This is a genomic window from Marinactinospora endophytica, from assembly GCF_054780875.1.
In genome coordinates this window covers 23,194-38,115 of the sequence record NZ_BAAGVM010000016.1, presented here as the reverse complement: position 1 = coordinate 38,115, position 14,922 = coordinate 23,194, and the positions used below count along the sequence as shown (strand labels likewise).

Here is a 14,922-nt window from a genome sequence, read left to right as displayed (position 1 = left end):
CGCCCCCGGACAGCGAGGAAGAGACACGGACCATCGCGGACGGCGGACAAGGGCGGAAAGTGGGAAGCACGGCGACGAGCGGAAACCAGGGGCGCACACTCGACCGGGCCCTGGACGTCCTGGAGTGCCTAGAGCGTTCTCGCGGCCCCATGCGGCTCAGCGATATCGCCCGCGAGAGCGGCCTGCACGTGGCCACGACCCAGCGCACCGTCAACCAGCTGATGCGGCGCGGCTACATCCAACAGGACCGACTGGGGTACTCCCTGGGACCGGTGATCCTGTCCCTGGCGCACGCGTTCGTGGTCAACGACCGTCTCAGCACCGTGGCGACGCCGATCCTGACCGAACTGTCGGCGACCACGGGTCTGACCTCCTCGCTCTTCGTCCAGTCGGGTGAGGAACGCATCCTCGTCGCCCGCGTGGACGGCGCCGAGCCCATGCGCTACCAGTTCCCCATCGGACGCCGCGTCCCACTCGACGTCGGCGGCGGCAAGGTGCTCCTCAGCGCGTGGGACGAGGAGGAGCTCGACCGCTACCTCTCCCGATACGACCAGATCCGACTGGCCTCGGGACGTGTCCAAAACGCCGATGACCTGAGGGAGCAGATCGTCCGGGTCCGAGAACTCGGCTACTACCTGGCCGACTCCGAGCGTGAACTCGGCGCGCTCAGCCTGACCCACCGGGTCCAGGACGCAGAAGGCGTCCTCGTGGCCGCCATCAACCTCGTCACCACCGCCGAGAAGACCAGCGTCGACCAGCTCCTGTCGTTCCTTCCGGAGCTGTCCCGGGGGGCCGGCGCGATCGGCGTCAGGATCTGAGCCGACCCGGTCGCCGGCTCCACGGCGCCGGCCCCCGCCCGAGCCGCCCCGTCCCAGACAGTGGGTGACGCCGACGAGCCGTATACCGACCGGGACGCCGTTCGCGTCGACACCGCGGGGATGCTCGTCACCGGCCGGCCGGCCATGTCGGAGGGGTGGCCGAACGCCGGCATGTCGGCGTAGGCGCGCCAGCGGTCAAGGACCCCCGGTCCGTCTCCTGTCGACGGCCCGGAGGGGAGTTCCCGTCGGCGACCCGGCGGCGCCGGCCTTCCAAAGGACCGGGCAGGCGGCGGCGCTCCTTCCCGGACGGGAGCCGCGCACAGTGGGACGGCCCTCGGCAGGCCCGGCCCCGTGACAACGGGCGGCCTTGGAACGGGTGCCGGCGGCGTCGCCGTCCGGCGCGTCGCGGGACAGGGCCGCGGGGAGAGCGCCGGGCTCCCTCAGAGGCGCCGCAGCACCGGGCGAGGAGAGCCCCCCGCGACCGCGAACGCCCCTTCCGGAAGGCCCCACCCCTGACGCGCTCCCCCGGAACGGGCCGTTCGGTTCCGGACCGATGTCCGGGAGCAGCCCCGCGGCGTCCACCGAAGGCCCTGCTCCCGATGCCGTCCCTCTACGGCAGGCCCACCGGCCGGCCCTGTTCAGTGCCCGAAGGCGGAGGGGTCGATCGAGGCGAGCAGCCGCACCGGGACCGGCACCCGTCTGCCGCGGTCCTCGTAGGCCTCCCTCGCGCGCAGGGCGGACAGGACGACGTTCGCGCCGAGGTAGCGGAACGGGTCCGGGGGGATCCACCCGCTCGGCGGACGGGTGAACGCGGAATCCGACCACTCGTCCCTGTCCCCCAGCGCCAGGGCCGCGAGGACCTTGCCCATCAGGCGGGACGCCGCGATCCCGTCCCCCGAGTAGCCGGCCCCGTAGTAGACGCCCGGGACCGAGCGCAGGCGCCCGGCGAACGGCAGCGAGGTGACCGAGTACTCCACGGGCGCGGTCCAGGCGTGCTCCACGGGAAGCCCCGCCAGGGACGGGAAGAGCCGCGCCATCTGCCTCTTCACCTCGCCCAGGCGCAACGGTGCCCCCCACATGCCGCTGGCGTTCCTCCCGTACGCCGCGGCGATCCCTCCCTTGCCGAAGAGGAGCCGGCCGTCGGGCGTCGTCCGGTAGAAGTTCAGGCGGCGCCGGGAGTCGGTCACCGCGATGTCGCCGTCCCAGCCGATCGCCTCCAGCGCGTCGGGGGCGGGCCGGGTGACCAGGGTGTCGGTGGCGACGGTGACCATGCGGCGGCCGATGTCCTCCACCTGTCCCGCCCAGGCGTTGACGGCCAGGACGACCCGGTCGGCGGAGATCAGGCCGCGCGGCGTACGCACCTGGGTGCGCCGGCCCGCGCGCAGGGCGGTGAGGGGGGTCCGCTCGTGGACACGCACCCCCAGGTCCAGCGCCACCCGGCGCATGCCGCGCACCAGTTTGGCGGGGTTCAGCGTCGCGCAGCCGGGATCCAGGACCCCGCCGAAGTGGTGGCGGGTGCCGGTGAGCCGGCGGGTCTCCTCGGCGGAGAGCGGGCGCATCGGCGCGACCTCGGCGCGGTCCAGGTCCCTCATGGTCTGGTGCCAGGCCCCGTCCTGGGCTCGCGAGGACGCCGCCCACAGCCAGGAGGCGGGCCGGTAGTCCGCGTCGATGCCGTTGTCGTGGAGGAAGGAGCCGATCTCCTGGACCGCCAGCGCCGACTCCTCTCCGATCCGGCGCGCCTCGGCGTGGTCGCTGATGGCCACCAGGGCGGCGAAGCGGCCCCACAGCGGCATGAGGTAGCCGGCGTTGGCCCCGCTCGCGCCGCCGCCGCACACGTCCGCGTCGATGAGCATGACGTCGGTTCCCGGAGCCCGGCGCAGGATCTCCAACGCCGTCCACAGCCCGGTGTAGCCACCGCCGACGACGCAGACGTCGCAGCTCGCCGCCCCCTCCAGCCGCGGCGCGCGGCCGTCCTCCGGCTCGTCGGCGAACGCCTGTCGCATCCAGAAGGTGCGCTGTTGCGGTGCGGGCACCCCCGGACGGGGCCAGCCGGGGCGCAGGACGAGATCGGTCATCGTTCCACCTTCGTCGGGTCGGGCGGCCGGGCCGGCCTCCGCGCAGGCCGGCCCGGGGATTTGAGGGTTCCCGTTGTGGAGCGGGCGCCGCCCGCCCGGTGTCACACCGGGGCGGGCGGCGCCTCACCCCGCCGCGGCGGGGTGCGCCACGGACTCCGCGGGCGCGGGGGTCATGCCCCGGAAGCGCCGGTCCAGCAGCGCGTCGGGCAGGACGCGGGAGAGCAGTTCGAACCTGCGGACGTCGGCCCCCACCGGGTAGCGGGTGCGGGGAGCGGCGTCGGTCAGCGCGCGGGCCACCGCCTGGGCGAACTGCTCGGGTGTCGTGCCGCTCTCCACCGCCTGTTGGGCGTTGGCCTCCAGGAACGCTTCGAAGGAGGCCCGGTAGATCTCAGCGACCCCGGGCGGCGCGCCGCGCAGGACCTCGCCGCCCACCTGCGCCACCTTCCCCCAGATGGGGGTCAAGATGGCGCCCGGCCGGACGACCGAGACCCGCACCCCGGAGGAGGCCACCTCGCGCCGCAGGGCGTCGCTCATGGCCTCCTTGGCGAACTGGGCCATGGCGTAGGCGCCGAGGTAGGGGACGGCGATCCTGCCCAGTCCCGAGGTGACGTTGACGATCCGCCCCCGGCTGCGCCGGAGCAGTGGGAGGTGGGCGCGGATCATGGAGAGCTGGCCGACGACGTTGGTGTCGAACTGGCGCCGCAGCTGCTCGGTGCTGACGCACTCCAGTGGGGCGGAGACGCAGATGCCCGCGTTGTTGACGAGCCCCCACAGACCTCCGTACTCGCGTTCGCACCGCTCGGCGCAGGCCGTCACCGAGGCGTCGTCGGTGACGTCGACGAGCGCGTAGCGCAGCCTCCCGTGCAGCGACTCGGCGACGAGCTTCTCCCCGTCCTCCTCGCGTCGCACGCCGGCGAGGACGTGGAAGCCCCGGTCCTCCAGGTCGAGCGCGCACTCGCGGCCCAGGCCGGAGGAGGCCCCGGTGACGACCACCGCGCGGCCGGGGGGCGGTGTCGCGATCGTGCGTGTACCCCGCATCGGATCAGCCCTCCCCTCGGACCGTGGCGACCGTCCCGTACGGGTCCGGTCCCGGGAACGTCAACGCCGGTTCGAGCTTGCCGACGAGCGCCGCGTGCGACATCAGGCGGAAGTAGCCGTCGCGTATCCGGCGCCGGAGGGGTCCCTCGGACTGTTCGAAGTCGCTGATCGACCGGGTCGCCTCCACGATGGAGCGGGTCCGCTCGGCGCGCGCCTTCTCATAAGAGCGCAGGGCCCGCGCGACGTCGGGCTGGCGCTCCAGGTGCCAGGCCAGCACAACGGCGTCCTCGATGGCCATCGCCGATCCCTGCCCGAGACTGGTGAGCATCGGGTGGGCGGCGTCGCCCAGCAGGGTGACGGGGCCTTGCCCCCACCCTTCGAGGAAGGGCCGATCCCGCGAGGTCACCGACAGGATGTCGGAGGGCGGGGTCACCCGGATCGCCTCGCGGACCTCGTCGGGCCAGCCGGAGTAGGCGCGCAGGATGTCGGCCTTGCTGCCGTCCCAGGTCGTCGAACGCTCCTCGGGCATGTTCTTGGTGCCCCACCAGTACAGCCGGCCGTGGCCGATGTCGACCAGCCCGAACCGCATCCCGTCGCCCCAGAAGTGCACGACCGACCCCGGGGGGAACCGGGGGTGCTCGTAGTCGGTGATGCCCAGCCACACGATGTAGCCGCTGTCGTGGGCGGGTTCGCCGGGGCCGACGATCTGGCGCCGGACCGCGGAGTTGAACCCGTCGGCGCCGACCAGCAGGTCCGCCTCGGCCTCGCCCCCGCCGCGGAAGTGGGCGCGCACCCGGCCGCCCTCGACCTCGAACCGCTCCAGGGGGGAGTCCACGACGATGGGGATGCCCTCGGCCTCCTCCTGGAGCGCGGCGAGGAGGTCGGCGCGGCTGATGCAGACGCAGGGCACGCCGAGCCGTTCGACGATCTCGGGGAAGGGGAACTCCCTGATGAGCCTGCCCTTCCTGTCCTTCACCAGGTACTTCTCCATCGCCCGGCCGCGCTTTTCCAGGCCGAGGTCGATGCCGAGGGAGTCGAGCGCGGCGATCGCGTTGCTCATGACCGACAGTCCCGACCCCGCCGCCCTGATCTCGGGCGCCCGCTCATAGACCCGAACGTCGACGCCGACGCGGCGTAGCGCGATCGCGGTGCTCAGTCCGCCGATTCCGGCGCCGGCCACGATGGCCGTCCTGGTCGTGTTCATCTCAGTTCTCCTCGTCACCCTTGGTACGGAGGCCCGAGGCGTCCAGGACCGCGCCGACGACGTCGGACACGTACGGCTCCTCCATGATCGTCAGATGGTCACCCTCGACGTCGACGACGCGAAGCCGTCCCGAGGTGTAGTCCCGCCACCCGTTGGCGGGGTCAGCGTGCATGCTGCCGATGGCGCTGTGCATGGACATCAGCACGTCGGGCAGCGGTTCCTTCGCGTGGATGAGCACCATGTCCTGGTCGACCAGGTCGGGCCGGTAGTCGAAGGCCGCGCGCCAGTTCGTCCGGTACAGGTGGAACAGGCGGCGCACGATCGCGTCGGTGCTGCCCTGGGGCAGGACCCCTTCGTCGATCGCCAGCCGGGTGATGAACTCGAACTTCTCGTCCAGCGTGGTGAGCTCCGCGGGCAGGACGGCCTCGGGCGACTCGCCCCCGCGTTCCAGCCAGAGCAGTTCCCAGAAGAACCAGCCGATCAGCGCCTCGTCGTCGGTCCAGGGGACCCGGTCGGGGTTGAGCGCGGTGGTGTCCAGCAGGATCAGCGAGCCGACCTGCTGGCCGGCGGCCCGCAGTTGGCGCGCCATCTCGAAGGCGACGAACCCTCCGAAGGACCATCCCCCGATGTGGTAGGGGCCTTCGGGTTGGACGCGGCGCATGGCCTCGACGTAGCCGGCCGCGATCTCCTCGACCCCGCTCACCGGTTCGGTCCCCGCGTCGGTCCCGGCCGCCTGGAAGGCGTAGAACGGCTGTCCCTCCGGCAGGTGCTTGGCGAAGGGGACGTAGCACAAGACGTTGCCGCCCATGGGGTGGACGTAGAACATCGGGGGCCGGTCGCCGTCGGTGCGGATGGGGACGAGCGGGTTGAACTCCGTCGCCGCGGCCTGCCCGGCCGGCCCGGACGCCGCCTCGACGCGCTGCGCCAGCTCGGCCACCGTCGGCGCGGCGATGAAGTCCGACAGCGGCAGCGCCACGCCGAACCGCTGCTCGATGAGCACGACCAGCCGCATCGCCGTGATGGAACTGGCCCCGAGCTCGAACAGGTTGTCGTGCACCCCCACCTCGCCGACCTCCAGGAGGTCGGCGAGCATCTCCACCAGGGTCCGTTCCCGCGCGTCGCGGGGGGCGACCCGTTCGGCGCCGCCGGTCCGGGTGAGACGCCTTTGGATCAGCTCGGCGTCGTCGCGCTTGCCGCTGGGCGTGAGCGGCATGGCCGCCAGCCACTCGTAGTGCGCGGGCACCATGTACTCGGGCAGGGAGGCGCGCAGGCGCCGGCGGATCCCGTCGAGGTTGGCGTGCTCGTCGTCGCCGACGAGGAAGGCGGCGAGGAAGGTGTCCCCGCCCTCACGGCGCCGCGCCACGACGGCGACCTCGGAGAGGTCGGCCAGCCCGGCGGCCGCGGCCTCGGCGATCGCGAGTTCGACCTCGGCCGGTTCGACGCGGTATCCGCGCACCTTCACCTGCCGGTCGGCGCGGCCGAGGCAGACGACCTCCCCGCCGGGCAGCACCATGCCGACGTCGCCGGTCCGGTAGAGACGCTCCCCGGGCCGCGCGGGATCGTCCAGGAAACGTTCCCCGGTGAGGTCGGGCCGGCCGGCGTAGCCGTCGGCCAGGCAGACGCCGCCCAGGTAGATCTCGCCCTTGCCACCGACCGGGACCGGGCGCATCCCAGAGTCGAGGACGAGCACGCGGGCGCCGTCGATGGGGCGGCCGATCGGCGGCAGCGCCGGGAAGCCCGCCGGATCCCCGCTCATGGTGAACGCGGTCACCACGTGGCTCTCGGTGGGCCCGTACTGGTTCTCCAGGAGGGCGCCGTCCAGGGAGGAGCAGAACCTGCGGATCTCGTCGGTCACCCGCAGCTGCTCGCCGGAGGAGATGACGGCCCGCAGCGCCGAGGGGACGATGCCGAGGGTGTCGGAGGCCTCCGCCAACCGCTGGAGGGCCACGTAGGGCAGGAAGATCCGCTCCACGCCCGCGCGGTCGACCAGGCGCAGCAGCGCGGGCATGTCGCGCCGCAGTTCCTCGTCGATCACCACGAGCGCGCCCCCGCCGCACAGCGTCGAGTACAGCTCCTGGAAGGAGACGTCGAAGCTGAGCGGGGCGTACTGCAAGGTGCGCCCCCCGACCGCGCCGCTGGGGATGCCGTTCTGCCAGGCCACGAGGTTGGCCAGGGCACGGTGGGGCATCGAGACCCCCTTGGGCCTGCCCGTGGACCCGGAGGTGAACAGCAGGTAGGCCTCGCCTCCTGGGTCGATCCCGGGCAGGTGCGGCTGCCGTCGGCCGGGGCCGGCGGGGTCAAGGGTGCCGTCGAACAACGACTCGGCGGGCAGCAGCACGGCCCCGTCCTCGACCAGGTGCTCGTGGGCCTCGTCGGCGACGACGCGCACGGGGTCGCCCTGCTCGACCATCGCGCGCAGGCGTTCCAGCGGATAGGAGGTGTCCAACGGCACCACCGAGCAGCCGGCCCGGGCGGCGCCGACGAGGACCGCGACGGTCCGCGGCGACCGCTCCATCAGGATGCCGATCCGGTCGCCGGGCCGGGCCCCCAGGCGCAGCAGGATCCGGGCGATCCGTTCGGTGATGCGGCCCAGTTCCGCGTAGGACCAGGTCAGTTCCTCGGCCACCACCGCGGGCGCGTCCGGCACCCGGCGCACCTGCTCCTCGAACGCCGTCACCACGTCGGGGTGCTGACGGGCCGGCTCCGACGTCTCGGTCGCGGGGGCGAGGCCGGAGAAGTCCACCGGCTCGTCCGGGCGCTCGGCGATACGGCGCAGAAGGCGCACGAAGGTGTCCGCGTACAGCTCGCTTTGGGCCTGGGTGAACTGCCGGCCGGAGAAGTCCATCCGCAGCTGGATGCCGCCGTCCACCGGATCGGCCATGGCGTTGACCAGCAGCGCGAAGTTGGTCTCCTCCCAGGCGGTGAAGCCGAGACTGCGCGTCCCGGGGACCTGGAAGACCTCGCCGAGCTGGCGGAAGTGGATGAAGTTGAAGGCGGTGTCGACCAGGGCGGTGCCGCCCAGGTCCTCCTGGATGACGGCGAGGGGGACCCGCCGGTGCGGGTGGCTCTCCCGCTCCTGGGCGACCACGTCGCGCACCGCGTCGAACCAGGTGGCGGCCTGCGCCGTCACCCGCACCGGCATCGAGTTGAGGAAGATGCCGCACATGCGCTCGGCCCCCTCGACGTCGGGACGACCGTGGGTGACCAGCCCCGTGGTGATGTCGGTCTGGCCCGAGAACACCCGGAGAAGGAGGGTGTGCGCGGCGAACAGCACGGACTTCACGGGAACCTCGCGTTCCCGGGCGACGCCGCGGACGGCCTCGGTGAGCCCGTCGGGCAACGGCACCTGGCGGACGATCAGGCCGTCGTCCCCGCCCGCGGGCGCGTAGGGACGGAACCCCTCCAGGAGCGGCGGCACCGCGCCGGCGAGCTTGTCCCGCCAGTAGCGCCGGCTCTCCTGCGCCGCGATGGCCTCGCGCTCGGCCGCGACGTGCAGCCCCGGTGAGGGGATCTCCTCCTGTGGCACCGGCGCGATGTCGCCGCCCCGGTCGTGGAGGTAGTCACGCAGCAGCTCGGAGACGAGGTTGGCCACGCTGCCACCGTCGAGAAGGGCGTGGTGGAAGCTGAGGACGAACTCGACGCTGTCCGCGAGCAGGAACACCCGCAGGTGGTAGAGCGGGGCCTGGTCGAACCGGTAGTCGTAGAGGCGTCGCTCCTGCATGTGCCCGTGGATGCGCGCCTCGGCCCGCTCGCGCGGCTCGGCGCGTAGGTCGACCACGTCCAGCCCGCCCGCCACGGTGGGGTGGACGATCTGCAACGGCTCGGAGTGGCCGGCCAGGGAGAAGGAGGATCGCAGGGCGGGATGCCGGGCGACGAGCCGGCCGTGCGCCGCGCGGAAGGCGTCCTCGTCCCAGGGCAGGACGAGGCTGTAGCGGAACACGTCCTTGTAGACCGCGGAGTCCTGCTGCTCCCTGCTGTGGAAGAGCAGGCCGAGCTGGAGGCGGGTGAGCGGGTAGGCGTCCTCCGCCCCCTCCAGGCGGGCCCGGTCCACGCGGGAGACCAGCGCGAAGGGCTCCAGTTCGCCGTCACCGCCCGGGCGCGCGTCCCGGTGGTCCACGGCGGAGGCCAACCCGGCCAGCGCCGCGACCGTCGGGTTGCGCACGAGATCGGTCAGCGTGAAGTGGATGCCCTGCTTCTCCGCGAGCGCGCGGACGCGCAGCATCATGATGGAGTCGCCGCCCAGCGCGAAGTAGTCGTCGTGCACGCCGACCCGCTCGACGCCGATCACCCGCGCCCAGATGTCGGCCAGCGCGGCCTCGGTGGCGGTGCGCGGCGCGCCCCCACGGGTGTCGGACGCCGCGGTGGTGGGGGCGGGCAGCGCCCTGCGGTCGGCCTTGCCGTTGGGGGTGAGCGGGATGCGGTCGATCCGGACGAAGTGCGAGGGGACCATGTACTCGGGGAGGGACTCCCCCAGGCGGGCGCGGAGTTCGGCCGGGTCGATCTCGGCGCCCGCCGTGTAGTAGCCGACGAGGACCGGGCCGCGCCCCTCGGGCCGGTGGTCCACCACGACCGCGTCGTCGACCCCGTCGAGCGAGACCAGGGCGTTGTGCACCTCGCCGAGCTCGACCCGGTTGCCGCGGATCTTGACCTGGCCGTCGATACGGCCGAGGTACTCGATGGTGCCGTCGGCGAGCAGGCGGGCGAGGTCGCCCGTGCGGTACAGCCGTCCCCCGGGGTTGAACGGGTCCTTGACGAACCGTTCGGCGGTCAGCTCGGGACGGTCGAGGTAGCCGCGGGCGACCTGGACGCCGCCGATGCACAGCTCTCCGGGGACGCCCACCGGCTGGGGGCCGCCGTGCTCGCCGAGCACGTAGATCGTGGTGTTCTCGACGGGACGGCCGATCGGGACGCGGGTGACTGGGCCCTGCGCGGCCGGCGGGCAGTCGTGGTAGGTGACGTCCACGGCCGCCTCGGTGGGGCCGTACAGGTTGACCAGCAGGGGCGCCCGCTCCGCGGCGGCGGCGAAGACGCGGTTGAACTGGTTGACCCGCTCCGCCGGCAGCGCCTCGCCGCTGCAGAAGACGTGGCGCAACGAGGGGGTCTGCTCGTGGGGACGCGGCGCGTCCTCCAGCAGGTCGAGGAAGGGGCCCAGCATCGACGGCACGAAGTGGACCGCGGTCACGCCGTGGTCGCGGATCGCCCGGACGATCTCCCGGGGATCCTTTTCACCGCCGGGGGGCAGCAGGGCCACCCGGGCGCCCTCGCAGGCCCACCAGAACAGTTCCCACACCGACACGTCGAAGGAGATCGGCGTCTTCTGCAGGAGGGTGTCCCCCGGCCCGATCGGGTAGCGCCGCTGCATCCAGGTGAGGCGGTTGACCACGGAGTGGTGCTCCACCATGACCCCCTTGGGGCGCCCGGTGGACCCCGAGGTGTAGATGACGTAGGCGACGTCCTCGGAGGTGGCGAGCGGGGCCAGCGGGGCGTCGGAGCCCCGGTACAGCCCGGAGATCTCGTGGACCGGCGCCGTCGTCGCGACCGTCCCGGCCTCGACGCCGCCCCCGACGAGGACCGCCCTGGCCCGGCTGTCCTCCAGCAGCATCTGGATCCGCGCGGCCGGGTAGCCGGGGTCGACGGGGACGTAGGCGCCGCCCGCCTTCAGCACCCCCAACAGGCCGGGGAGCAGTTCCGGGCCGCGCCGGGCCATGACCGCGACGCGCTCGCCGGGGCCGACCCCGTCCGCGCGTAGCGCGCGGGCCACCTGGTTGGACCGCCGGTCGAGCTCGGCGTAGGAGAGGACCTCGCCGGAGGCGTCGTCGACCACGGCCGGCAGGTCGGGGTGGCGGGCGGCCTGTTCGGCGAAGAGCTCGTGCAGCGTCTTCTCCGCCGGGTAGGGCGCGGTCTCCCCCTGCCGGAGGCGGACGACCTCCTCGTACTCCTCGGCCGTCAGCATGGACAGCGCCGACAGCGGGAGCTCCCGAAGGTCCAGGCCCTTGCGGATGAGCTCTTGGACGTGTCCGGCCAGCGCCTCGGCGGTGAAGTCGCCGTCGAAGACGTCACGCGCGTAGTCCAGGTCCACGCGCAGGCCTTCCTCGTCCTCGAAGGCGTGCACCATGACCGACAGGACGTTGGCGTCGTGCACCGGGGCCATGATGGTGGTCGTGCGGGTGACCCCGGGGATCTCGGAGGGGCGCGGGTAGCGCATGTAGGACAGGGTGACGTCGAAGAGCCGGCGCGCGTCGGCCCCCTGCGCGGGCAGTTCGCGCAGGATCTCGCCGAACGGCAGGCGCTCGTACTCCCGCAGTTCGCGCAGCCGGCCGCGGACCTGCTCGGCCAGGTCGAGCAGCGGGGTCGCCTCGTCGACCGTCACCCGCAGGGGAAGGTTGTTGGCGAACTGGCCGACCACGGCGCGCTCGCCCTCCGTGTGCCGGTTCAGGAACGGAACGCCCAGCACCGTCTCGGTGCAGCGGTGGATCCGGGCGAGGCAGGCGCCGAAGGCCGTGGCCAGGTAGGCGAACGGTGAGGCGCCCGCTTCCAGGATCCGCCCGACCGTCTTGCCGTCGATGACGAAGGAGTGGCGTCCGCGCCGCGGCCGGCCGGCGCCGCCGCGCGCGAACAGGGCGGGGGCGACGTCCCGCAGGTTCTCGCGGTGGAAGGCGCGGTCCCGTTCGTACTGCTCGGATCCGTGGTAGGCGCGCTGTTGCGCGATCGCCTCGACGAAGGAGGGCGACGGCCCGATCTCGGAGGCGCCTTCGCCACCGTGGGCCCGGTAGGCGGAGAGGATCTCCAGGGTCAACCGGTTCAGCGCCCAGGCGTCGACGATGATGTGGTGGGCCTTCAGGAAGAGGTGGAGCGCCTCGGGGCCTTCACGGACGAGCGCGGCGTAGAAGGGGCGGCCGTCCACGATGTCGAGAGGCCGGCCGAGCTCCCGTTCCCGCCAGGCCCGCACCGCCTGCCGGGGGTCCTCCTCGCCGGACAGGTCGACGGTCTCCACCTCGGGTGTCCAGGCGTCCGGGTCGGCGGGGTCGAGCCGCGCCACGGGGTCGCCCTCGCCGTCCTCGCCGAAACGGAACCGGAAGGCGTCGTGGCCGCGCAGGGCCCGCACGACGTGTTCGAGCAACAGGCCCGCGTCCACGTCGCCTTCGAGGCGCTCGTCGACGACGACGTTGAACTGGGGGCCACCCGGAGTACGCGACTCGGCCGTCCAGACATCCCGCTGATACGCATTCAGCGAGAATTCCCCTGACGCTTCCCCTTGATTTACCGTTCGATTCTGGAACATTGAGTTTCCATTTCTCCGCGAGGGGAGGAAAAAAATACTTTCGGCGCACGGACGCCGAGTCACCAAGGACACGCTGGAGAGTAACCAGGTGGCGCGACCATCGACCACTACACGATCAAGTAGGGGAAGTCGCCGGTCGGGTAGTCGAATTAGTTCAGTTATCAACCAACGAGAGGGTCACACCCTCGCCATGTGCGCTCATTTGTCGAAGATAGGAAAACGGTCACACTCCGCACCGGACGTTCACCGGCCACTTCCGGCAGCATGGGAATAAGCGGCCACTTCTTCGCTTTTTCCAAGGTCACGACCCCCTTCCGACTCTTCACCCCGTCCAGTGATCCACATCACATAACCTTCTGTTGTCAGCCGTGCGCGGTGGGGCTAAAAATCGAGACGGTCATCCCACTTTCTGTCCGTATCGATCACGGGGTCCCCGGTTTCCTCACCACTGGACTCTCCGGATCGGCGGGACGGCCCGTTCCGCCAGGAGACGAAGGAAAGAACATTGGAACAGCCCACCATCGTCACGGACGGTCGACGCATCAAGGGCAACCGGCGACGCCGCGCGTTGATCGAGGCCACCTTGCGCGTCATCGAAAGGGACGGTGTCAGCGGCGTGAGCCACCGGACCGTCTCCCAGGAGGCCCGGCTGCCGACCTCCGCCTCCACCTACTACTTCACGGGGCTGGAGGACCTGCTGACCGCGGCCCTGAGCAGCGTGATGACGGAGGACGCCGAACGGGTCCGCCGGCTCACCGCGCCGGGGGACAACCGACACGAACTCGCCCTCCTGTTCGCGGGGGTCGTCGCCCTGCCCGGCCATCTGCTCGCCGAGTACGAGCTGTTCCTCCTCGCCGCCCGCCGTCCCGCCCTCCGTAAGGCGACGGACGAATGGTTGGACGCCCTCAGGGACTTCGCGTACTGCTACACCGACGACCCGGTACGCGCCTGGTACGCGGCGGGAATGATCGACGGAATACTCCTGCATTCCCTCCTCCGGGACGAGAAACCGACCGCGGCCGAGATCGAGACGGCAATTCGCGCCCTGCTTCCCGGACCACCGAGGAATCCGTAGCAGGAAGAAGAATTCAACATCCGCGCGATCCGGATGCCGTTGTTCCTGCCTGCGCAGAAATACGCTCACCAGCCCGGGAAACGGCCGCGCCACCCGACCTCGACGACTCCGCCCCAGGCGAGCCCGCGGAGCTTTGACGACAGACGACGGATACGAACGAGCTCACAGGAGAGAACGACGGTGAACAGCGCTCTGATGGGCAGACCTCACATCCCCACGGCGAGAACACCCCCGCTGCGCGGACGGCAGCGCGAAATGGCCATGGTCGTCGACGCGCTGGAGAACTCGTGGGCCCGTGAGAGTACTTTCATATTCGTCGAGGGGACCATCGGTTCGGGAAAGACCCGGTTCCTGCGCGAGTGCATCGAGACCGCCCGTGACATGGGGCTCGGCGTCAGCAGGAGGAATCTCCTCCACGGTCCGGCGTCGCGGTTACCCGAGGAGGGCGAAGGGGACGGACGCGGCCTCGTCGTCATCGACGACGCCGACCTCCTCAGCGTGCTGGAGATCGACGGTCTGGTCTCCTCCGAGAAGGGAAGGGGCCGGCAGGGCGTCGTCTGGCTGGTCGCCCGCAGGGTGGGGAACTGCTCCCGCCACCTGCACTCGCGCCTGTCGCTGCCGGGGGACGAGATCCTGCACATCCCCCTCGGGAGCATCCCGCCGGCCGAGGCCGCCGTCTTGGCCGCCGACCTCCTCGGAGCGCCCCTCTCGTTACCCGTGGCCGAACTGGTGAGACGGACCGGTGGACACCCCAAGCTCCTGGTGGAGCTGTTGAACGGCATGCTGGAGGAGCAGACCCTCCTCGTCACCTCCGCGGAGGTGCGGCTCCTGGAGGATCGTCTCCCCGAACGGCTGTACCGCTGGGTCAAGGCGGTACTGGACGAGAGCTCTCCCCAATGCCGTCAGTTCCTGCGCGTCGCGGCGGCGCTCGGGGACCGGATGAGCCTCGACCGGGTCCGGGCGATGCTGGGGCTGCGGCTGGTCGAACTGCTTCCCCTGATCGACGAGGCCCGCGCGCTCGGCCTCATGACGACCTCCCCCGACCTCACCTTCCACAGCCCGCTCGTCCACCAGGTGCTCTCCGCCATGGTCCCCTCCGAGCTGCGGCGCATCCTGCGCCGCGAGGTGGGCGGCCCCCAGCAGCACGAGGGCGGAGGGGTGCTCCTCTCGGAGGCGAAGACGCGCCGCCTCACCGACAAGGAACGCGCGATCGTGCGCCTCCTCGCCCAGGGGATGACCAACGGCCAGGTGGCGCGGCGGCTGACGATCTCTCCCAACACCGTCAACTACCACCTCAAGAAACTGTTCCGGCACTACGGGGTGAACTCCCGGGTCGAGCTGCTCAACGCCGTGGGCGAGGACTGAGGACCGGCCCGACGGCTCCGGAGCCCGGGGGATCGGCTCCGGAGGCCGGGGACGGAGGTCGTCTC

Annotated in this window: 7 protein-coding genes; 3 read left to right on the top strand and 4 right to left on the bottom strand. The window is 71.8% G+C overall.

The genetic code is table 11. The features are described from left to right. The first annotated feature begins 59 nt into the window (after window positions 1-59). A complete protein-coding gene (locus ACYVHU_RS24180) occupies window positions 60-818 on the top strand; it encodes an IclR family transcriptional regulator (RefSeq protein WP_078761778.1) in 759 nt (252 codons plus the stop codon). 638 nt (window positions 819-1,456) lie between these two features. On the opposite strand, the gene ACYVHU_RS24175 is transcribed toward ACYVHU_RS24180, so the two are convergent. The 4 genes from ACYVHU_RS24175 to ACYVHU_RS24160 form a co-directional block, all read right to left on the bottom strand. Beyond that, the gene (locus ACYVHU_RS24175) at window positions 1,457-2,893 is read right to left on the bottom strand and encodes an NAD(P)/FAD-dependent oxidoreductase (protein ID WP_078761779.1); all 1,437 of its coding nucleotides are present in this window, start codon (window positions 2,891-2,893) and stop codon (window positions 1,457-1,459) included. A 123-nt stretch (window positions 2,894-3,016) separates the two neighbouring features. Further along, complete coding sequence (locus tag ACYVHU_RS24170; protein ID WP_078761780.1) at window positions 3,017-3,931, bottom strand: SDR family oxidoreductase; 915 nt, start codon at window positions 3,929-3,931, stop codon at window positions 3,017-3,019. A 4-nt stretch (window positions 3,932-3,935) separates the two neighbouring features. Next, window positions 3,936-5,135: an FAD-dependent oxidoreductase gene (locus tag ACYVHU_RS24165; protein WP_078761781.1), complete on the bottom strand. Its 1,200-nt coding sequence runs from the start codon at window positions 5,133-5,135 to the stop codon at window positions 3,936-3,938. 1 nt (window position 5,136) lies between these two features. After that, complete coding sequence (locus ACYVHU_RS24160; protein ID WP_498949575.1) at window positions 5,137-12,417, bottom strand: amino acid adenylation domain-containing protein; 7,281 nt, start codon at window positions 12,415-12,417, stop codon at window positions 5,137-5,139. Between the two features lie 505 nt (window positions 12,418-12,922). Here ACYVHU_RS24160 and ACYVHU_RS24155 point away from each other — a divergent pair. Both ACYVHU_RS24155 and ACYVHU_RS24150 read left to right on the top strand, forming a co-directional pair. Next, complete coding sequence (locus tag ACYVHU_RS24155) at window positions 12,923-13,492, top strand: TetR/AcrR family transcriptional regulator (protein ID WP_159457257.1); 570 nt, start codon at window positions 12,923-12,925, stop codon at window positions 13,490-13,492. 180 nt (window positions 13,493-13,672) lie between these two features. Next, entirely contained in the window at window positions 13,673-14,857 is a 1,185-nt protein-coding gene (locus ACYVHU_RS24150) for a helix-turn-helix domain-containing protein (RefSeq protein ID WP_235000950.1), read from the top strand. Window positions 14,858-14,922 lie beyond the last annotated feature (65 nt).

Coding starts and splice junctions, on each gene's coding strand:
- ACYVHU_RS24175 (WP_078761779.1), bottom strand. CDS start 2,893: ATGACCGATCTCGTCCTGCGCCCCGGCTGGCCCCGTCCGGGGGTGCCC.
- ACYVHU_RS24170 (WP_078761780.1), bottom strand. CDS start 3,931: ATGCGGGGTACACGCACGATCGCGACACCGCCCCCCGGCCGCGCGGTG.
- ACYVHU_RS24165 (WP_078761781.1), bottom strand. CDS start 5,135: ATGAACACGACCAGGACGGCCATCGTGGCCGGCGCCGGAATCGGCGGA.
- ACYVHU_RS24160 (WP_498949575.1), bottom strand. CDS start 12,417: ATGTTCCAGAATCGAACGGTAAATCAAGGGGAAGCGTCAGGGGAATTC.